General features: G+C 69.7%; 19 protein-coding genes and 1 tRNA gene. 9 read left to right on the top strand and 11 right to left on the bottom strand.

Annotated elements, in window-relative coordinates; genetic code table 11:
• Positions 1-9 precede the first annotated feature (9 nt).
• Genes MA875_RS03055 through MA875_RS03045 form a run of 3 tightly spaced genes read right to left on the bottom strand, consistent with a single transcriptional unit; the run spans position 10 to position 3,169 of the window.
• Positions 10-954: a carbohydrate ABC transporter permease gene (locus MA875_RS03055; RefSeq protein ID WP_248240210.1), complete on the bottom strand. Its 945-nt coding sequence runs from the start codon at positions 952-954 to the stop codon at positions 10-12.
• Positions 951-1,862 carry a carbohydrate ABC transporter permease gene (locus MA875_RS03050; RefSeq protein ID WP_248240209.1) on the bottom strand — a complete coding sequence of 304 codons (912 nt, stop codon included), beginning with the start codon at positions 1,860-1,862 and terminating at the stop codon, positions 951-953. Before MA875_RS03050 ends, MA875_RS03055 begins: the two co-directional genes overlap by 4 nt.
• The gene (locus tag MA875_RS03045) at positions 1,859-3,169 is read right to left on the bottom strand and encodes an ABC transporter substrate-binding protein (protein WP_372492518.1); all 1,311 of its coding nucleotides are present in this window, start codon (positions 3,167-3,169) and stop codon (positions 1,859-1,861) included. The genes MA875_RS03050 and MA875_RS03045 overlap by 4 nt, the downstream gene beginning before the upstream one ends.
• A 111-nt stretch (positions 3,170-3,280) precedes the next feature.
• On the opposite strand from MA875_RS03045, the gene MA875_RS03040 reads away from it, so the two are divergent.
• On the top strand, positions 3,281-4,495 hold the full coding sequence (locus MA875_RS03040) for an ROK family protein (RefSeq protein ID WP_248240208.1): 1,215 nt from the start codon (positions 3,281-3,283) through the stop codon (positions 4,493-4,495).
• A gap of 16 nt (positions 4,496-4,511) precedes the next feature.
• On the opposite strand, the gene MA875_RS03035 is transcribed toward MA875_RS03040, so the two are convergent.
• Positions 4,512-5,852 (bottom strand): flavin monoamine oxidase family protein, encoded by a 1,341-nt coding sequence (locus MA875_RS03035; protein WP_248240206.1) that lies wholly within the window; start codon positions 5,850-5,852, stop codon positions 4,512-4,514.
• A gap of 41 nt (positions 5,853-5,893) precedes the next feature.
• On the bottom strand, positions 5,894-7,264 hold the full coding sequence (locus tag MA875_RS03030; RefSeq protein WP_248240205.1) for an FAD-dependent monooxygenase: 1,371 nt from the start codon (positions 7,262-7,264) through the stop codon (positions 5,894-5,896).
• A gap of 107 nt (positions 7,265-7,371) precedes the next feature.
• On the opposite strand from MA875_RS03030, the gene MA875_RS03025 reads away from it, so the two are divergent.
• Complete coding sequence (locus MA875_RS03025; protein ID WP_248240204.1) at positions 7,372-8,145, top strand: DUF429 domain-containing protein; 774 nt, start codon at positions 7,372-7,374, stop codon at positions 8,143-8,145.
• Positions 8,146-8,177: 32 nt separating this feature from the next.
• Entirely contained in the window at positions 8,178-8,459 is a 282-nt protein-coding gene (locus MA875_RS03020; RefSeq protein ID WP_248240203.1) for a hypothetical protein, read from the top strand.
• Here MA875_RS03020 and MA875_RS03015 read toward each other — a convergent pair.
• From MA875_RS03015 to MA875_RS03005, 3 genes are read right to left on the bottom strand one after another with little or no spacing between them, the layout of a single operon-like run.
• A complete protein-coding gene (locus tag MA875_RS03015; protein WP_248240202.1) occupies positions 8,450-9,214 on the bottom strand; it encodes an acetolactate decarboxylase in 765 nt (254 codons plus the stop codon). The genes MA875_RS03020 and MA875_RS03015 overlap by 10 nt on opposite strands.
• Positions 9,211-9,786 carry a hypothetical protein gene (locus MA875_RS03010; protein ID WP_248240201.1) on the bottom strand — a complete coding sequence of 192 codons (576 nt, stop codon included), beginning with the start codon at positions 9,784-9,786 and terminating at the stop codon, positions 9,211-9,213. The genes MA875_RS03015 and MA875_RS03010 overlap by 4 nt, the downstream gene beginning before the upstream one ends.
• Positions 9,783-10,628 carry an inositol monophosphatase family protein gene (locus MA875_RS03005; RefSeq protein ID WP_248240200.1) on the bottom strand — a complete coding sequence of 282 codons (846 nt, stop codon included), beginning with the start codon at positions 10,626-10,628 and terminating at the stop codon, positions 9,783-9,785. The genes MA875_RS03010 and MA875_RS03005 overlap by 4 nt, the downstream gene beginning before the upstream one ends.
• 104 nt (positions 10,629-10,732) lie before the next feature.
• Between MA875_RS03005 and MA875_RS03000 the strand changes: the two genes are divergently transcribed.
• From MA875_RS03000 to MA875_RS02990, 3 genes are all read left to right on the top strand, one after another.
• Positions 10,733-10,808 (top strand) — tRNA-Lys (locus MA875_RS03000).
• A gap of 126 nt (positions 10,809-10,934) precedes the next feature.
• Entirely contained in the window at positions 10,935-11,687 is a 753-nt protein-coding gene (locus tag MA875_RS02995; RefSeq protein ID WP_248240199.1) for an SDR family NAD(P)-dependent oxidoreductase, read from the top strand.
• On the top strand, positions 11,684-12,601 hold the full coding sequence (locus MA875_RS02990) for an alpha/beta fold hydrolase (protein WP_248240198.1): 918 nt from the start codon (positions 11,684-11,686) through the stop codon (positions 12,599-12,601). Before MA875_RS02995 ends, MA875_RS02990 begins: the two co-directional genes overlap by 4 nt.
• Here MA875_RS02990 and MA875_RS02985 read toward each other — a convergent pair.
• Together MA875_RS02985 and MA875_RS02980 are read right to left on the bottom strand one after the other, a co-directional pair.
• On the bottom strand, positions 12,588-15,074 hold the full coding sequence (locus MA875_RS02985) for an OpgC family protein (protein ID WP_248240197.1): 2,487 nt from the start codon (positions 15,072-15,074) through the stop codon (positions 12,588-12,590). The two genes, MA875_RS02990 and MA875_RS02985, sit on opposite strands and share 14 nt — an antisense overlap.
• Before the next feature lie 76 nt (positions 15,075-15,150).
• The gene (locus MA875_RS02980) at positions 15,151-15,942 is read right to left on the bottom strand and encodes an IclR family transcriptional regulator (protein ID WP_248240196.1); all 792 of its coding nucleotides are present in this window, start codon (positions 15,940-15,942) and stop codon (positions 15,151-15,153) included.
• Between the two features lie 125 nt (positions 15,943-16,067).
• Here MA875_RS02980 and MA875_RS02975 point away from each other — a divergent pair, with 125 nt between their 5' ends.
• From MA875_RS02975 to MA875_RS02965, 3 genes are read left to right on the top strand one after another with little or no spacing between them, the layout of a single operon-like run.
• Entirely contained in the window at positions 16,068-16,853 is a 786-nt protein-coding gene (locus MA875_RS02975) for a CoA transferase subunit A (RefSeq protein WP_248240195.1), read from the top strand.
• 1 nt (position 16,854) lies between these two features.
• Positions 16,855-17,508, top strand: a complete 654-nt coding sequence (locus MA875_RS02970; RefSeq protein ID WP_308221493.1) for a CoA transferase subunit B — start codon at positions 16,855-16,857, stop codon at positions 17,506-17,508.
• On the top strand, positions 17,505-18,689 hold the full coding sequence (locus MA875_RS02965; protein WP_248240193.1) for an acetyl-CoA C-acyltransferase: 1,185 nt from the start codon (positions 17,505-17,507) through the stop codon (positions 18,687-18,689). Before MA875_RS02970 ends, MA875_RS02965 begins: the two co-directional genes overlap by 4 nt.
• Positions 18,690-18,710: 21 nt before the next feature.
• Here the strand turns inward: MA875_RS02965 and MA875_RS02960 are convergent, their stop codons facing one another.
• Complete coding sequence (locus MA875_RS02960) at positions 18,711-18,971, bottom strand: hypothetical protein (protein ID WP_248240190.1); 261 nt, start codon at positions 18,969-18,971, stop codon at positions 18,711-18,713.
• Positions 18,972-19,069: the final 98 nt, after the last annotated feature.

Genomic DNA, 19,069 nt, shown 5'->3' with positions numbered 1-19,069 from the left:
GGGTGAGGCTCAGCCCTTGACGGCGCCCTGCGTGACGCCCGCCATGACCCAGCGCTGAGTGAAGAGGTAGGCGATGATCGCCGGCGCCATGGCCATGAGGTAGGACGCGAAGGCGACGTTGTAGTTGTTGCTGAACTGGCTCTGGAAGAGGTTCTGCCTCACCGGCAGGGTCTGCAGGTTGGGGTCGGAGATGATCAGCGAGGGCATCATGAAGTCATTCCACGCGTAGAGGAACGCGAAGATGCCCACCGTCGCGCTCATCGGCGCCAGGAGCGGGAAGATGAGCTTCCAGAATGTCTGCCAGGTGCTGGCTCCGTCGATGCGGGCGCTCTCCTCGAGCTCGTAGGGGATCGAGCGCAGGAACGCGGTGAACAGCAGCACACTGAAGCTCAGCTGGAACATCGTGGCGAGCAGGATGACACCGACGGGATTGTCCAGCCCTACGCGACCGGTCAGCTGGATCTGGGGGAGCGCGACGACCGGGAACGGGATGAACATTGCCGCGAGCAGGTAGAAGAACGAGTAGCGGAAGAGCCGGCGATCCCAGTTGCGCACGATCGCGTAGGACGCGAAGGCGGCGAGGATGATGGTGAGGATCACCGTTCCCGCCGTGACGAAGAGCGACACCGCGGCGCCGACGGGGAACCGGGTCAGGGTCCATGCCTCGACGAAGCCGTCGACGCTGAACGGAGCCGGAAGGGAGAAGGCGTTGCCGTCGACGGCCTGTCCCGTCGTCTTCAGCGACATCGAGATGGTGACGTACAGCGGGAGGAGAACCGTGACGGCGCAGAGGATCAGGATGACGGTGGTCGACCAGTTGACGCGTTCCTGACCGACGCGGCCGCGGGTCTTCGTGCTCGGGCGCTCATCGGCGGAACGGTTCCGACGGTTCTCGCGGTCGGCGATGAGCTCGCCCTCGGCGGTTTCGGCGGACAGGGCGGGTTGCGTGGTCATCGGAAGACCTTCCTTCCGCGCGTGAGGGAGAGTTGGAGGATGGAGATGAGGACGGCGACGAGGAAGAAGATGGTGGCATTGGCCATCTGGTAGGCGTAATCGCCGCTGTTGAACCCGAAGATGATGCTCATCGCGATGCTTCGCGTCGCAGTCCCCGGCCCACCGTTGGTGAGGCCGACGATGACGTCGTAGGCGTTGAGGAAGTTCTTGAAGCCGAGGATGACGTTGATGACGACGTATCCCGCCACGAGGGGCACCGTGATCCGCAGGAGCTGCTGGCGCTTGTTCGCCCCGTCGATGTCGGCCGCCTCGTAGACGTCGCCGGGAACCGACAGGAGCCCGGCGATGTAGATCAGGAGCGTGCCGGGGATCGCCTGCCACGCGGTCACGATCACGATCGCCACCCATGCGAGGTCGGGATTGGCCAGCAGGCTCTCCTGCAGCCATCCGATCCCCGTGGCCTGCCCGAGCGAGGGCACCGAGTTGGAGAACAGGAAGTTGAAGACGTACGCGATGATGATGCCCGAGATCACCATCGGGATGACGAAGATCGTGCGCAGTCCCGTGCGGAAACGGATGCGGGAGGTCAGCCCCACCGCCAGAAGGAACGCCACGACGTTGACCACGATCACCGTCGCGGTGGCGAAGCCGAACGTGAACAGATAGCTCTGGAGGATCGCCGGGTCGCTGAAGAGGGCGATGTAGTTGGTCAGACCGATGAAGTTCCACGACCCGATGCCGATGGAGTCGGTGAAGCTGAAGAAGATCCCGACGATCCCGGGCACGGTGATGGCGAGGGTGAACAGCACCAGGCTCGGCAGGAGGAAGAGGTAGTAGATGGGTTCCACGCGCCGCCGGGAGCGGCGGGTCGCCGCCGATCCTGCGACGATCGTCTCGGTGGCGGTCATTGCGTGGCCTCCTCGCCCTGCGCGTCGGTCTCGCTCGAGGGAAGGGGCGAGCGGAAGGCCAGTCGGGCCCAGTCGGTGTCCATCGTCCGCAGCGTCGCCTCGGTGTCGGCGCCGAGAGCCAGAGCCTGTGCGTAGCTGAAGACCGGGATGGTCTTGGGAACGAGCACGGAGGGTCCCTGGTAGAACCGCCCCTCCTCGTAGTAGGTGGTCATCCCCTCCACGCGCGGATCACTCGGCGGTGGCGACCCCTCGGTCGGGGTGAATCCCAGCTGGGACTCGTTGTACGCCTCGATGTTCTCGGGCTGGAAGAGGAACTCCAGGAAGTCCCGCGCGGCGTCCTGGTGGCGCGACTCCTCGGGGATCATCGCGGCGAGGTCGGTGTTCACGCGGACCTTGAGGTCTGCGGGGTCATCGGTCATCGGCAGGGGGAAGGTGCCGAGGTCGAGGTCGGGATCGGTCTTGGCGATCTCGGCGAGGGCCCACGGCCCCTGCAGATACATCGCCGCCTCCCCGCGCGCGAAGGCCAGATTCCCGTCGTTGTAGGCGCGTGAGTCGGCGTCCGCGTTCGTGTAGGCGGTGAGCTCCGCCATCTTCTCCAGCGGCTCGGCGAACTGGTCCTCGAAGGAGACCGCCGATCCGGCGCCGACATCGGCGCCCTCCTCGGCCAGCTGGTTGAAGAAGTCCACGACGTCGACCGAACCGCCGATGGCGTAGTCGTACCAACCCTGGGCGACGGTCCAGTCGTCCTTGAAGGTCGCGTAGAACGGCGTGACACCTGCCGCTTCGAGCGCGTCGCACACCGCGAGGAGCTCATCCCAGGTCTGCGGGACCTCGAGGCCGTTCTCCTCGAAGATCGTGCGGTTGTAGATGACCGACGACGCCATGACCGAGTACGGGAGGGCGCTGGTCCGACCCTCGCACGAGCCGTACTGCGCCATCAGCACGTCGAGGTCGTCGCGGATCGTCGAGGCGGCCTCGGTGTCGGAGAGGTCGGAGAGCGCGCAGCGGTCGACGAACCGGGCGACTTCGTAGTTGTAGTTGGCCAGCATGATGTCCGGCGGGTTCCCGCGGACGAAGCTCGCGGAGACCACGTCGACACCCGACGTGTCCATCTCCACCCGGACGCGGTCCTGCGAGGCGTTGTAGTCCGAGACCAGCTGATTCATGAAGTCGAGGGCTTCACGCTTGCTGAAGGTGAAGCGGATGGTCTCGCGGCCGTCGGCCGAGCATCCGGCGAGGAGGGCGCCGGCGAGGGCGAGGAGGGAGATCGTCGCGGCGGCGCGACGGGCAGGGCTTCGTGGAGGCACGTCTTCGTCCTTCGTCAGAGTTGGCAGCCACTTGCTCACCGCATTAAATTTATGCCGCGAATCAAGTTCCTGGCATCCATAATGCAAAGGAACGTCAGAAAGGTCAACCCCTTGTCCTACCCGGGTCTGGTCCCCGTCCCGCCGCGCCGTGCGAGCCTGCTCGGCGTGATCGGCTACGCCTGGGACGCCGACGTCTTCACCGCGACCGATGTCATGGAGAGCGTGGCCGTGACCCGGTCGACGGCGATCGACGTGATCGACGAGCTGGTGTCCCGCGGGCTGATCACCGAACTTCCCAACGCGCGAGCGGTGGGCGACTACCGCAAGGGGCGTCCGGCCCGTCGATTCGCGTTCCGCGCCGACGCCGCGTTCGTCGTCGGGCTCGATGCGGGGCGCAGTCATCTGACCGCGACGGTGTCGGATCTGCGGGGGCAGACCCGGGCGGTCGAGCACCTCGTCGTGGACGCCGAGGACGACGCACCCGACCGCAGGCGCCGGGCGGCGGTCGAGGTCGTGGACAGCGCACTCGAGATCGCCGGCGTCTCGCGCACCGAGGTCGCGGCGATGGGTGTGGGGCTTCCCGCGCCGGTGGACTCCCGCGGAGATTCGCCCACCGACCGGGCCGAGTTCTGGACGCGGATGAACCCCGGCTTCGCCAGGCTGTTCCGCGAGTGGGTCCCCCTGGTGAAGGTGGCCAACGACGCATCCCTCGCCTCGGTCGCCGAGCGGACGCTCGGGGCCGCCCGAGGCTGTGATGACTTCGTGGTCCTCCTGGCCGGCGAACGTCTGGGCGCCGGCGTCTGGGTGGACGGGCGTCTCCTCACCGGAGCCCACGGCGGCGCCGGTGAGATGGTGGCCTTCGACCATGTCCGAGGCGTCGACAGCGCCTGGGGATTCGGTCACCGCGCTGTCGAGCTCGCGCGGGAGGCGAGAGCGGCGGGCACCCTGCCGGCCGAGAGCGTCCTGCGGAGCATGGCGCCCGCCGATATCCAGGGGAAGGATGTCTTCGCCGCGGCCGCTCTCGGCGACCCCGGCGCGCGCCGGATCACCGATGAGATCGGCGGATCGCTCGCCGTGATCGCCGGTGTCTTCGGGAGTCTGTTCGACACCCGCCTGCTGGTCGTCTCGGGGGCCGTCGCCGACGGCGCGGCGCCGCTCATCGAGGCCGCTCGACGTGCGGTCGCCGACACGCTGCACCTGCCTGCTCCCGAGATCGTCGCGTCCGCGCTGGGCGCGGATATCGTCTCGCTCGGGGCGGTGTGCGCCGCGGTCCAGGAGGCACGACTCGGGATCCTCGATCTGCCCCGCTTCGCCCAGCCGGCCTGAGGAACCGGCGCCCCGATCAGCGCGGACTGCTCCAGAGGCGCTCGATCGGGATCTCGCCGCCGAAGACCCGTTCGGCGGCGCGATGTCCGGAGCACATCGCCGCGGTCACGGTCGCCGGGTCATCGGTCCAGGTCGCCTCCCCGGCGAGGTGCAGGACGCTGCCGATCGGAGTGGCCAGGTCGTCGTGATCGCTCGTGACCGATCCGACGGTCATATAGGCGTAGGAGCCGCGGCTGAAGGGATCGTCCTGCCAGCCGGTGATCTGCACGTCGACCGGGTCCGGAGCCCCGGGAAAGAGCCGACGCAGCTGCGCCATCACCGACGTCGCGACCTCCTCGCGGCTCCAGGTGCGCGTCTCGCGGGCCGTGGGCCCCGCTGCGAAGGTGAGCAGCGTCGGTTCGCCGTCCAGCGACGTCAGGTCGTACCAGGAGTGCCACCGGCGACCCTCCGCACCCTGCTGACGGATGGCGTACACGCCGTCGTCCCAGAAGCGCGTCGGGAAACGGAGGAAGACCTTCTCGAACGCGTTCATCCGCAGCCGCCCGAGTGGTGCGGCCACGGCGGGAGGAAGGGGCGGATCGATCGTGAACGCCTCGGAGTGCAGCACGCCCACGGGGACTGTGACCACCGCAGCGGCCGCCGAAAGGGTCGACCGGTCCGTGGTCCCATCGACCGTCACCTCGACCCCGGCCCCGTGCCAGTGGACCCGGGACACGACGTGTTCGAGACGGATGTCGAGTCCCTCCGCGAGGTGGGCGGGCAGGCGATCGTATCCGTCGGGGAAGACCACCTCGTCGCCCTCGACCTGATCATCGTCCAGCCCGTGCGCCGCAAGATCCTCGATCCACACCCCGTACTGCTCCTCGGCCCGGTGTTCGAGGAACTCCCTCACACGCTGCGCCCTCTCGGCGTCCCATCCCCGAGCGGCGATCGCCCGCTCCGTCACGTCCCGGTACGACTCCCCGGGCCCCGAGGCGGCGATGACGCCCAGGAGGGCGCGGTCCACGGCGCGTACGTCCTCGGCGAAGGCTGCCGCCGCCGCGTCGTTGGATCGCGTCCCGTCGGGCGCGTAGGAGGCGATCGGGCGGCCGTCGGGTTGGAAGCTTCCGACGGTGAATTCCACCGTCCGCATCCCGAAGGCCTCGGCAGCGGCGGCGACCGGGGAATCGGTGACGCCGTGGATCCAGGACGCGCCGAGATCCGTGACGCGTCCCGCGGTGCGGACGGTATGGACGCGGCCCCCCACGCGATCGCGAGCCTCGAGCACCACCACCCGCTGCCCGAAGGCCTGCAGCAGTCTCGCCGTCGTCAGGCCGGCGACCCCGGCGCCCACCACGACCGTATCGATCCGCTCCACCGCCGCCTCCTGTCCGCCGTGCCGGGCTCTGGGCTCCGACGCTATCGCGGCAGCGGCGTGCCGTCGAAGGCCCGCGGGATGTCGCGGGGATCCGCCCTCCGCGGCTTCCGGCCGCTGGCCACCCAGGCCCGCGCCCGACGGCGGATCTCGGGGGCCTGCAACGGCTCGGCGGTGAAGTAGTGACCGGCGTACCGCAGCGCCACAGCGGTCTTCCAGTCCTCCGTGGCGAGAGCCGTGATCACCTTCGAGGTCGGGGGGACGGGGCGCTCTAGGCCCCGGAGCATGGCGCTCGGAAAGGCGCCGTCGCTTCGGACCACGGAGCCGAACACGAAATCGAGGGTGGGACGGAAGGCCTCCTGGATGCGACCGGCCAGCCCCGCGGCATCCGTCGCCTCGACCACCATGTCGCGCATGATCCGGGCCTCGACCGCGGCGACCGACATCCCCTGTCCGTAGATCGGATTCAGGGCCAGGACCGCGTCGCCGACGGCGAGGAACCCGTCTGGATGCGCAGGCATGTCCTCGAATCGGCGCCGCCGCGACCCGCGGATGCGGAACGGTTTGGGGTCGCCGAGGAAATCGGCGACCCGGGCGACCTCGGCGACGACGGGGGAGCGCACATCCTCGAGATGGACGATGAGCTCGTCGCGGGTCGCCGGCGGCGGCGAATCGGATTGGGTGAGGGCCACGATCTGGTGGAGCCCGTTGTCACAGGGCAGGAGAACCGCGCCGTTCGGGCTGTCGGGCAGGGGAGGGATGAGATACCCCTGGATGTCGTCGCGCAGCGTCCCCTGGGGCAGCCGGACCAGAGCGGTGGAGTAGCTGACCGTGTTGACGATCTCCTGCTCCGCGGGCGGGGTGAAGCCGAGCTCGACCAGCCAGTCCGGTGCGTGAGAGGTGCGCCCGGAGGCGTCGACGACGAGATCCGCCTCGAGATGCGGTCTCCCGATGCCCTTCAGGACGATGCCCCCCACCCGCTCGGAGGTGCCCCCGTGGAGCCCGACGACCTGCCCTTCGACGATCTGCACCTCGGGGATCTCGGTGACCTTGCGGCGGAGGGCGTCTTCGAGCACGACCCGGCGGATGCCGTAGATCCACGCTTCGCTCGGCCCGCGGGCCGCCCATCCCTGTGAGCTCAGGCTCGCGATCCCGCGCGGGGAGTCGTACCAGGCTGCGCCGGCGCGCAAGAATTCACCCGCGACGCCGGGAACGAGGTCTTCGAAGGATTCCTGCCCGATCGCCAGGATCGCGTGCATCTGCTCGTCCTGGGGGACGCCGCGTCGATGCAGCGGCACCTCGGGGAGCCTGTCCCGCTCGATCACGGTGACGCGGCCGTACCGACGCGACAGAGCGGCAGCGGAGAGCAGACCGCCGATTCCTGCGCCGATGACGATGGCGTGGTCGAAACCCATCCGTCTCATGCCTCCCGAATCGCCGAGCCGGGCGTGTGAGGAAACCGTAGCGCGCCTTCGGGCACCCGTGGCGCGGAGGCGGCGAACTCGGTCGGTACCGTGGGCGTGTGCAGACCGTCGGAGTGGACCTCGCGGCATCCCCCCGAGGCACAGCCATGGCCGTGATCGAGTGGCAGGGCGACGTCGCCGAGGTCGCGGCGATCGAGGTCGGCGTCGACGACCCCGAGATCGTCAGTGCGTCGCGCGACGCGCGGTCGATCGGCATCGACTGCGCTCTGGGCTGGCCGATGGCCTTCGTCGATTTCGTCGGCAGTCACGCGCGGGGAGAAGCGCCCTCCGTCGACGAGTCGGGACTGCCGTGGCGTCGCCGCCTGGCGTTCCGGCACACCGACCGCGTCGTGCGCGAGCGCACCGGACGCTGGCCCCTGAGCGTGGCGACGGATCGGCTCGGGCTGACCGCGATGCGGTGCGCCGAGCTGACCGCCCGCTTCGCGGATGCCGGCGTGCCCGTGGATCGATCGGGGGCGGGGGCCATCGTGGAGGTGTATCCCGCGGCCGCGCTGCGCCTCTGGCGGATCGCGGTGCCGGGATACAAGGTGGACGCCGCGGCACGCGGCGATGCCCTCGATGCGCTGATGTCGCAGGCGCCGTGGCTGCGCCTGCCCGCATCGGCCGAGGCCGCCATGCGGCGGTCGGCCGATGCGTTCGACGCGGTGGTCGCGGGGCTGAACGCCCGCGCCCATGCCCTCGGCGCCACCACGCCGGTGCCCCCGCACCTGGCGCACCTCGCTCGCGTCGAAGGGTGGATCGCCCTCCCCGAGATCGCGCTGGCCGACCTCATCGACGAGCCCCGGCCATCCGGCCCCCGGGATCCTCACTAGGTCATCCTCGACACAGCCCCAAGGAGGCAACCGTGCCCGATCCCCGCCGAGACCCGAGTCGCGTCGGTCGTCTGGAGTTCGCGCCTTCGGAGGCGCCCGAACGATGGCGACTGACGATGACGGGCGCGCCGCAGGATCCGTGCGAGGCGACCTGGGGCGAGTGGGTGCGCTTCGCGCAGCGCGTCCTCCGGCTCGATGCCCTCTCGCGCGATCTCGAGGAGCGCGGGGACGCGTGGGACCGGGGATTCGCGGCGGGTCAGGATGCGGCGGCGAGCGGTGCGGGCGTCGCCGACCCGCCGAACCCCTACCGCTGAGCCTCGGGTTCGGGTGCTGCGCCCCCCTCGACGGCGACGATGCGGTGATCATCGTCGTGCGTGAGCTCCGTGGCGAGGAACGCGGGGTCGGTGGGCAGGAGGAGGGTGAATCGTGCGAAGGCGCCGACTCGCAGGGCGGCATCCTGCACCGCCAGATCGAGCACATGCCCACCCGCGCGCCGATCGGCGGAGAGGAAGTGCACGTGCAGTCCGGCAACGGCGATGCCCTGATAGATCGACGGTGCCCAGAATCCGACGAGCGTGCCGACGACGTCGGTGAGGACGGTCTCGACCTGCTCGCCGGCGACATCCGCGAGGGGCCGCAGGGGAAAGTGCTCCCGCCGGGTCGCGCGCACGCGCACCGAACGGAAGAGACCGTCCACCCGCACGGAGTGGAACAGGTTCCGGCTGACGACGGCAGCCTCGACGAGCGAGGTCAGTCCCGTGAGGTCGGCCGGTCCCGTCGGCGTCGGAGCCGCCGACGGCTCGACGCACACGTCCGCGAACGGCAGGATGTCGGTGTCCGCCATCACATGCGGGGGTGCGTCGACCGTGCAGGCGTACGCGACCCCGTCGAGGATGACGACCTCGCCGCCCAGGCGATCGCAGCACCCGATGCCGAAGTCGCCGTGCCCGAGCGCCGTCCCCACCGGCAGCCCCGCTTCGTAGACACCGGCCAGGAGCGCGTCCAGGACCGCGAACTGCGTCACGGCGCCCGAGGACACCTCGGTCGACACGGGCGCCGGCGGGTTCATCCCCATTCGATCAGGAGGAGGCTCTGCTTGGTGTCGGCGATCTTCACGGCGCCGGCTTCGAAGAGGTAGGTGATCCCGTAGCCGTTCTCGTCGGTGGCCACGGCGGTCTCCGCCGGTTCGGTGACGTACACCCCCTCCGGCGCGTCCTCGACCGTCCATCCCTCGGCCTGGAGCCGTTCACGCGCCTCGTCGGCCCTGGACTGCTCGATCGGCGCCCACCCGTAGATGTGCAGCTGGTCGCTGGCCGGTCCGTCGAAATTCGCCCACACGCACTCGATGCCGCCGGGGATCTCCTCGCCCGTGATCGTGAAGGGTGCGGCTTGGGCGCTCCACCCGACGCTGTTGTAGTCGGCCACGGTCGTTTCGGGGATGATCGCCTCGCACGTGGGTTCGCCCGCGGCCGAGGGGGTCTCGGTGGGAGTGGCCGACGACTCCGCGGTCGGGGAGGATGCCACCGGCGACGGGGCCTGCGAGGGCTCGGCCTCGGCGGTCCCTGCCGCGCACGCCGTGAGGACGAGGAGCGCGGTGACGACCGCGGCGCCGGCCGAGAGGCGGCGAAGGGCGAAGGTCATCGATCGATCTCCGAGGCGGGGGAGTGGAGCAGGTCGAGGAAGGTCCGGTGGAGCAGGCCGTTCGTGGCGAGCGAAGAGCCGGTCGTCAGAGCGTCGGCGCCGGAGAAGTCGCTGAATCGTCCGCCGGCCTCGTGGATGATCGGGACGAGCGCGGCGACGTCGTACTCCTTCACTCCGAACTCGGCGACGAACTCCAGGCGCCCCTCGGCCAGCAGCATGTAGGGCCAGGCATCGCCGTAGCCGCGATCGCGCCACACCGATGCGGTCAGTCTCTCCAGGGCGGCCGACTCACCGGCATCCCGCCACTGTCCGATGCTCTGGAAGCTCACGCTCGCCTCGGCGAGGGTGTCGACGGATGACACGGCGAGACGCCGGACGTCGCCCCCCGGCGAATTCGTCCAGGCACCGAGGCCGCTCGCGGCCCACCAGCGCCGGGCGATCGCGGGCTGGCTGACGACGCCGACGCGTGGCACGCCGTCGATCGTGAGGGCGATCAGGGTCGCCCACATCGGGATGCCCCGCAGGTAGTTCGCCGTCCCGTCGATGGGATCGATGACCCAGCGGCGCGATCCGACGCCCGAGGAGCCGAACTCCTCCCCGAAGACGTCGTCCTCGGGTCGCTGCGCGGCGAGAACCTCGCGGATCGCGCGCTCGGTGGCGAGGTCGGCCTCGGTCACGTGACTGGCGTCGGGCTTGGTGCGCACATCAAGGTCGGCGGCGTCGAAGCGCGACATCGACACGGCGTCGGCGACGTCTGCCAGGCGCAGGGCGAGGGCGAGATCGTCCGAGAGATCTTCGTGAGGGGAGCTGTCGAAAGCGCTGTCCGCGGGCGGCAGGGTCACACGTCCAAGGATAAGCGGCGCAGGGAGGTCGATTTCACCGTGATGACATCGTGATGCTAATGTTGACCCTCGGTTCGCTGGTCTCCGTCCGCCGGGCCGCGTTCGCGCCTCTAGCTCAATCGGCAGAGCAACTGACTCTTAATCAGTGGGTTCAGGGTTCAAGTCCCTGGGGGCGCACCAACTCCTCTGACGCCCCGGTTCGCCGGGGCGTTTGCTGTTCCGGCCGGGGATGATCACGGCCCAGCCGACGTCCTACGCTGAGGTCGTGTGCCGCGTTCGTCGGCACCGCGAGCGAAGGAGCCCGTCGTGGCGGAGACCGACCTGCACGGAAAGCGCGCGATCGTCACCGGCGGCGCGAGCGGCATCGGGCTGGCCTGCGTGCGGGAGTTCCGCCGCCGGGGCGCCCACGTCATCGTGGCCGACCATCACGTGTATCAGACCGAAGCCGTGGCCGAGGAACTGGGCGCCGAACCCTGGATCGTCGACCTCGCCGACACCGCCGCGCTCGAGGACGTCCGGCTCGACGTCGACATCCTGGTCAACAACGTCGGCATGCAGCGGGTCAGTCCCATCGCCGAGTTCTCGCCCGAGGACTTCCGACACATCCAGCGGCTGATGGTCGAGAGCCCCTTCCTGTTGATCCGCGCGACGTTGCCGGGGATGTCGCGTCGGGGGTGGGGGCGGATCGTGAACATCTCCAGTGTCCACGGCCTGCGCGCGAGCGCGTTCAAGTCGGCCTACGTCACCGCCAAGCACGCGTTAGAGGGACTGTCGAAGGTGACGGCCCTCGAAGGCGCCCGCTTCGGGGTGACGAGCAACTGCGTCAACCCCGCCTACGTGAGGACTCCGCTCGTGGAACGCCAGATCACCGATCAGGCCCGCGTCCACGGCATCGGCGAAGACGAGGTGGTCGAGAAGATCATGCTCACCGAGACCGCGATCAAACGGCTCATCGAACCGGAGGAGGTCGCCTCGCTCGTCGGCTGGCTCGTCGGCGACGCGGCGGGGATGGTCACCGGAGCCTCGTACACCATGGACGGCGGCTGGACGGCGCGATGACCGCCCCGGCGCCCCATCGATACTCCACCCGGGACATTCCTGTTCCCGGTGGTTCGCTCCGCGTGGGGGTGTGGGATCCGATCGACGTCGTCCGCGGTGAGGTCCTCGCCGTCCACGGCGTGACATCGTCTCACCGCGTCTGGGCGCATACCGTCGCCCATCTCCGGGGCATCAGGATCGTCGCACCCGATCTGCGCGGGCGCGGCCGCAGCACCGCGGGACAGCCCGCGGGCCTGGACCGTCACGCCGACGACCTCGCCCTCGTTCTGGCGGCGACCATGAGGCGGGCACCGGTCGTCGTCGGTCACTCGATGGGCGGCTTCGTCTCGGTGGTGCTCGCCCACCGGCATCCGGAGCTCGTCGACTCCCTGCTCCTCGTCGACGGCGGGCTCCCCCTCCGCGCACCCGAGGGGCTGTCTGCGGAGGAGACGGTGGCCGCGATCCTCGGCCCCACCGCCGAGCGGCTGCGCATGCGGTTCGACGACGAGGCGGCGTATCTGCGGTTCTGGCGGGCCCACCCCGCTTTCGGCGGCCCGTGGACCCCCGAGCTCGAGGACTACTTCCGCTACGACCTCGTGGACAGCGGCGACGGCTCGCTGCGGCCGGCGACGAGCGAGGCCGTCACGATCGAGGACACCGTCGATCTGACCATGGGATCGGCGTTGCCGGTGGCGCTGGAGGCGCTGCGTCACCCGACCCGGATGCTCACCGTTCCGCGCGGCCTTCGAGACGAGGAGCCGGGGCTGTATCCGCCAGACCATCTTTCGGCGGTCCTCGCGGGGCGACCGACGATCTCCCACCGCCACGTCGCGGGATTCAACCACTACACGATCGTGCTGACCCCCGAGGGCGGTGCGGTCGTCGCCGAAGAGACGCTCGCGGCGCTCCGGCTCCGTGGCCTCACCGGGGGATGACTCCGAAGAGCACCCGCTTCCTCACCATGATCCAGACGAGCGCGAGGATGACGATGTTGGCCGCGGTGTTGATCCACACGTCGCCGAGGGAGAGGACCGGGATGTTGGCGACGATCAGGACGAGGATGAGCTGCACGATGAAGACGTACAGGGTGGTCTGACCGAGCGGGGTGAAGAACCATCCCACGGCGCGGTCGATCGGTCGCCAGAGCACGGTGAGCAACCCGTATGCGGTCACGAGCAGGACCAGGACGTTGAGGATGCGTCCCGGATCGAGGTAGGTGCGCTCGAAGGCGGCGGAGTACACCGCGCCGAAAGAGGCTTCGGGGACGAGATCCAACCGGAGGTCGAGAGAGCTGGACAGGTAGGGATTGTTCCACGACCACAGGGCAAGCAGCAGCGCGGTGACGGCGCACACAGCGATGAGCGCGCGTCCGAGCCTGGTGCCGAACCACTCGACGACGCGGTGCCGGTGGAATCCCGCGACCATACCCGTGACGAAGAGCACCTGCCACGTCAGGAGAGGGAAGGAATCCTCGAACTGGGACGGCAGCACGCGGATCCGGGTGAAGAACTGGATGCTGTAGACCACCCATGACACGGCGAGGACCAGCGGCCACAGCCGTCGTGCGAGCGCCCAGAGGATCAGCGGAGACACCACCAGCATCACGACGTAGAACCCGAGGATGTTGACCTGCCACGGTCCCATCCGCAGCAGGAGGATGTCGGCGAACACCGAGGCGTCGACCGGGTACTGGAACAGTCGATCGAATCCCGCGTAGAGATCGTAGACACGCCCCGTGGCCGCGGTCCCCGCGGCACCCGTCCCCTCGTCCGTGAAGGTGGTCGCCGGCGTGACATTCAGACCCGGGATGAGCGCGAGAAGACCGAGGGTGATGACGATCACGAGGGCCGCCAGGTAGATCTTCCCCGCTCGGCGGAGGATGAGACGGCCGGCGGGAACGATGCCCTCCCGAGCGATCTTGGGGCGGTAGACCATGGCCAGGACGAGGCCGGAGAGAAGCACGAAGAACTCCGCGCCGGAGACCATGCCGACCGCCTCCTGCGTGGCGCCCTGTAGCAGGGAGGTGAGCTGAAGATGGTTGACCAGCACGAAGACGATGGCCACCCCGCGCAGGAGGTCGATCCGGAGGTCGCGGACGGCTGAGCCGTCGTACCAGAATCGTGCACCGGGACGCTGTCGCAGGCCCCAGAGGAGCAGGACGATGCCGCCGGCGAACACCGCGGCGGCGACGAGCCACCCCGCTGCGCCGCCGATCTCCCCTCCCTGTGCGAGCGCGTCGACATCGACGGCGACCGGGTCGTACACCGGTCCGAAGACGAGGGCGCCCGCGTCGGCGTCCGAGCGGAACGCCGCCGCGATCTCCGGGCGTCCGCTCAGGCTCCAGTCGATGGAGGAGCGTCCGGCGCCGGTCGGATTCACCGCCAGGTCGCGCCAGATCACGGCGCCCAGCGACGAGACCTCGGGGATGGCCGCGAGAATCTGTCGCCACCACGCCCGCTTGATGTCGATCTCCTCCGCTCCTCCGGCGCCGGCGCTGTAGAAGGCGGCGGTCTCGAGCATCAGCGGTCGTCGGTCGGTGGAGAACCGCGTCGCGAAGGAGGCGTCGCCCTCACCGTCGATCTGCGAAAGCAGGTCCGCCTCGTCCGGAAGCGCGTTCACGGCTGCTCCGCCGGCGCTCGGATCGTGGTAGACGACAAGCCCCACGCCGTCGACGAACCGATCGCCGGGATAGAAGGGACCGTAGGGATCGTCGCCGGTCGCGTCCTCGCCGTCGCCGTCGGTGTCGAGGAGCGGGTTCTGGGAAGCGGCGCCGAAAGGGTAGCCGAGTCCCGAGGCGGGCGACCACACCATCGCAAGCTCCGTGTCCCGATCGGACAGAGTCTCGGAGACCAGCCGGAAGGCGGCGACATACGCCTCCGGGTTCATGCCCCACGGTACCCATGGCGTATTCATCTGCGGCGCGAAGCGCACCGAGGCGGGGACGCGGGCCGCCGCGGCGGGCCGGCCTTCCAACGCCTCGTCGAGGAGATCCGCCAGGGCCGCCGCGTCCTCGGGAGTGAAGCGCTCGAGATCGCCGACCGGCTCGATGGTGATGACGGGAAGGGCGCCCACCTCGACCGTCTGAGCGAGGAACTGCGCAAGATACGTGCGCTCCTGGTCGCTCGCGGGAAAACGCGTCACATGCTCCAGCAGCGCCGGCGTCCGGCCCAGTCGCTCGGCGTGGATCGCGGCGGTGTCGGTGCCCCAATCGATCGCCGCGCCGAAGTACGCCCCCGCCGCCGGCTGCAGCGGATCGAGCTCGGCACCTCCGGTCGTCCCGGCGACGAGAGGTGTCCCGCTCGCCGCAGCCGTCGGACCCGGCGCCAGCAGGCCCAGCGCCACCAGAGCCACGATGAGGAAGGCGATCGCACAGCGCCGTGCCCGCGGAGCGAATCGGCGGTCGGGCATCTGTCGGTTCCTCTCGAGCGGATGCGGCGCGGTGCCCGCGTCGGACGGCGTGGCCGATGCTACCGACGTGATCCGCTCAGCGCCCGCTTGCGGCGATCCGTGCGGTGAGCTGGTGCGCGTGGGCCAGGAGCGTCTTGCCGAGGTCGGCCACCCGGTCCGGGGAGAACCGGAACTGCACGCCGGTGAGGCTCAGCGCCCACTGCGGGTGGCCGTCGCGAGCGAAGACGGCGGCGCCGAGGCCCCAGCTTCCCTCGACGATGAGGCCGGGATTGACCGCGTAGCCGCGCTCCTTCGTCTCCCGGATCCGAGCGCGCAGACGCGCCGGGGCGTGGGAAGCGCCCCACCGCTCGACGAGCTCAGGGTGACGATCCAGATACGCGTCCACATCGTGCGACGGAAGGAACGAAAGGATGGCCAGTCCCGCGGATGCCACGCCCAGGGGGAAGCGCACCCCCTCGGACAGCACGAACGATCGGATGGGGAAGCTTCCCTCCTCCCGGAGCAGGCACACCGTCTCGTCGCCGCGCCGCACGGACAGGAAGGCACTCTCCTCGGTGCGAACGGCGAGGGAGCGCACGATATCGCGGGCGAGGTCGGTGACGTCGTACCGCGCGGCGGCGACGGTTCCCATCAGATAGAGCTCCGGGCCGGGCAGCCAGCGGGCACCCTGTTCGTCGACGTCGACCAGCCCCTCCTGGCGCAGGGCCTGCAGGATTCGATGGGCGGTCGGCCGGGTCAGTCCCGCACGTTCGGCCAGTCGGGTCACCGATGCGCCCTCTCCGCCTGCGGCAGTCACCAGGCGCAGCAGCCGTGCGGCCCGGCCGATCGCCTGGGTGCCGGGTACGCCCCGAGAGTGGACGGTGTCCATGATGTGGACGGTACCCGCGAGATCCTCCACATGGCAAGCGGCCGGTGGCCTCCTCTCGGCAACCCCGCCCACCATGGACGTGGCGACCGTCCGACGACAGCCGGTCGCCGGGACAGGGAGAGCGCATGATCGACAAGACCTACCCGTCGGCGGCCGCCGCCGTGGCCGACATCCCCGACGGCGCGAGCCTGGCCGTCGGCGGCTTCGGACTCTCGGGCAATCCGATCGCCCTCATCGAGGCCCTCCTTACGCAGGGGACGACAGACCTGAGCGTCGTGAGCAACAACTGCGGCGTCGACGACTGGGGGCTCGGGGTTCTCCTGCAGGCGCGCCGCATCCGCAAGATGACGTCGTCGTACGTGGGGGAGAACAAGGAGTTCGAGCGTCAGTTCCTCTCGGGTGAGCTCGAGCTCGAGCTCACCCCGCAGGGCACTCTGGCCGAGAAGCTCCGTGCCGGAGGATCGGGCATCGCAGCCTTCTTCACCCAGACCGGAGTGGGAACGCAGGTGGCCGACGGCGGCCTGCCGCGTCGCTATCACCCGGACGGTTCGATCGCCGTCGCCTCGCCACCCAAGGATGTCCGGGTCTTCGATGTCCACGGCTCTGCACGCGAGTTCGTGCTGGAGGAGGCGATCGTCACGGACTTCTCCCTGGTGCATGCGCTCCGGGGCGACACCGCCGGGAACCTCGTGTTCAGCAAGGCCGCTCGAAACTTCAATCCGCTGGCGGCGATGGCCGGCCGGATCTGCATCGCGCAGGTCGAGGAGCTCGTGGAGCCGGGAGAGCTCGATCCCGATCAGATCCATCTTCCGGGCATCTTCGTCCATCGTGTCGTCGAGGTCGGCACTCGGATCGAGAAGCGGATCGAGAAGCGCACGGTGGCGGCATCGGATGGAGAGGGAGGACGCTGACGTGGCGTTGACGAGAACCCAGATGGCCGCGCGCGCTGCCCGAGAGCTGCAGGACGGCGCCTATGTGAATCTCGGCATCGGTCTGCCGACCCTCGTGCCCAATCACCTGCCCGCGGGCGTCAAGGTGGTGCTGCAGTCCGAGAACGGCATCCTCGGTGTCGGCCCTTACCCGACGGAGGCGGAGGTGGACCCGGATCTCATCAACGCCGGCAAGGAGACGGTCACGGTGCTTCCGGGGGCGGTGTTCTTCGACTCCGCGACCAGCTTCGGGATGATCCGCGGAGGCAAGATCGACGCCGCCATCCTCGGCGCCATGCAGGTGTCGCGACATGGCGACCTGGCGAACTGGATGATCCCGGGCAAGATGGTCAAGGGCCCGGGTGGTGCGATGGACCTCGTGCACGGCGCCGCGAAGGTGATCGTCCTCATGGAGCACGTCGCCAAAGACGGTTCGCCCAAAATCGTGCTCGAGTGCACCCTGCCGCTGACGGGACGAGGGGTGGTGGACCGCATCATCACCGATCTGTCGGTGATCGACGTCACACCCGAGGGACTCGTCCTCTCCGAGCTCGCACCCGGTGTGAGCATGGAGGAAGTGCGCTCGAAGACCGAGCCGCCGCTCATCATCTCGAAGGATCTCAAGGAGCACGCATGAATCACGACGACGTCGTCATCGTCGCGGCCGCCCGCACCGCCCAGGGGCGGCTCAAGGGTCAGCTGGCGCCTCTCACCGCGGTGCAGCTCGGCAGCGCCGCGATCGCCGGCGCCCTCGCGCGCGGCGGCGTGTCCGCAGATGCCGTCGACGCCGTCCTCGTCGGACAGGTGCTCGCCGCCGGAGCCGGCCAGAACCCCGCGCGCCAGGCGGCGATCGGGGCGGGGATCGGTTGGGGGGTTCACGCCGGAAGCATCAACAAGGTCTGCCTGTCGGGCCTGACCGCGGTGATCGACGCCGCGCGCATGATCCGCCTCGGCGACGCGCGCGTGATGGTGGCGGCCGGAATGGAGTCGATGACCCGTGCGCCCCACCTGCTCATGAACTCGCGGAACGGGTACGCCTACGGATCGGTCGAGGTGCTCGACCACATGGCCTACGACGGGCTGACCGACGCCTACGACGCCGAGAGCATGGGCGCCTCCACGGAGCGCCACAACGGCGCTCTGGGCATCACCCGCGAGGCACAGGATGCCGTGGCGGCGCGGTCGCATCAGCGCGCGGCGGCGGCGCAGCGGGCGGGGATCTTCGACGCGGAGATCGTGCCGGTGGAGGTGCCGCAGCGCAGGGGGGCCCCGGTTATCGTCAAGGCGGACGAGGGTATCCGCCCCGACACGACCGTCGAGACGCTCGGCTCGCTGCGACCCGCGTTCGCGAAGGACGGCACCATCACGGCGGGGAATTCCTCGCAGATCTCCGACGGGGCGTCAGCGGTCATCCTCACCTCGCGCTCGCACGCGGACGAGAACGGATGGCAGGTGCTGGCCGTCGTGGGTGCCGCCGGGCAGGTCGCCGGCCCCGACAACTCGCTGCACTCCCAGCCCTCCCGCGCCATCACCGAGGCATGTCGCCGGCAGGGGATCGCCCCCGACGCGCTCGACATCGTCGAGATCAACGAAGCGTTCGGCGCCGTCGTCGTCCGCTCCCAGCAGGAACTGGGTCTGAATGACGAGGTCGTCAATCCGCACGGGGGCGGCATCGCCATCGGCCACCCGATCGGTGCCTCGGGCAATCGGCTGGTCGTCCACGCGGTCCACGAACTGGTGCGCCGCGGCGGGGGAGCGGCAGCGGTCGGCCTCTGCGGCGGCGGCGGTCAGGGGGACGCGTTGATCCTCACTCGGTGATGCTCACGCTGCGCCACGAGCTCACCGACCGCGGCGTGCGCGCTTCTTCATCAGCTTGTCCTCCCGGCCGCTGACGGGGGAGTCGAGATCGATGTTCTTCCCGCGCGCTGCACGGCGGGTGTCCACGATCGTCCCCACCGCCAGGGCGAGGCTGATGCCCCAGCTGACCCAGGCCAGGGCCATGCGCCACGTGAACGCCTCGCCGTTGCGGAGCCCCCGCAGGAGCGCGAGGCCGCCGGTGATGGCGCTGATGATGCCGGAACCGAACAGGTAGGAGCGCATGGCCCCACGCTATCGCGCCCGCCTGCCACAACCCGGGCCTTGACACAACCCCGGGTGGCCCCCGCGGCGTCGCCCGGAACTGACCGATAGCCTGGATC

Source organism: Microbacterium kunmingense (assembly GCF_023155745.1).
Lineage (GTDB): Bacteria > Actinomycetota > Actinomycetes > Actinomycetales > Microbacteriaceae > Microbacterium > Microbacterium kunmingense.
Note: the sequence above shows the minus strand (reverse complement) of the source record. Positions and strands in the feature narration are given on the sequence as shown.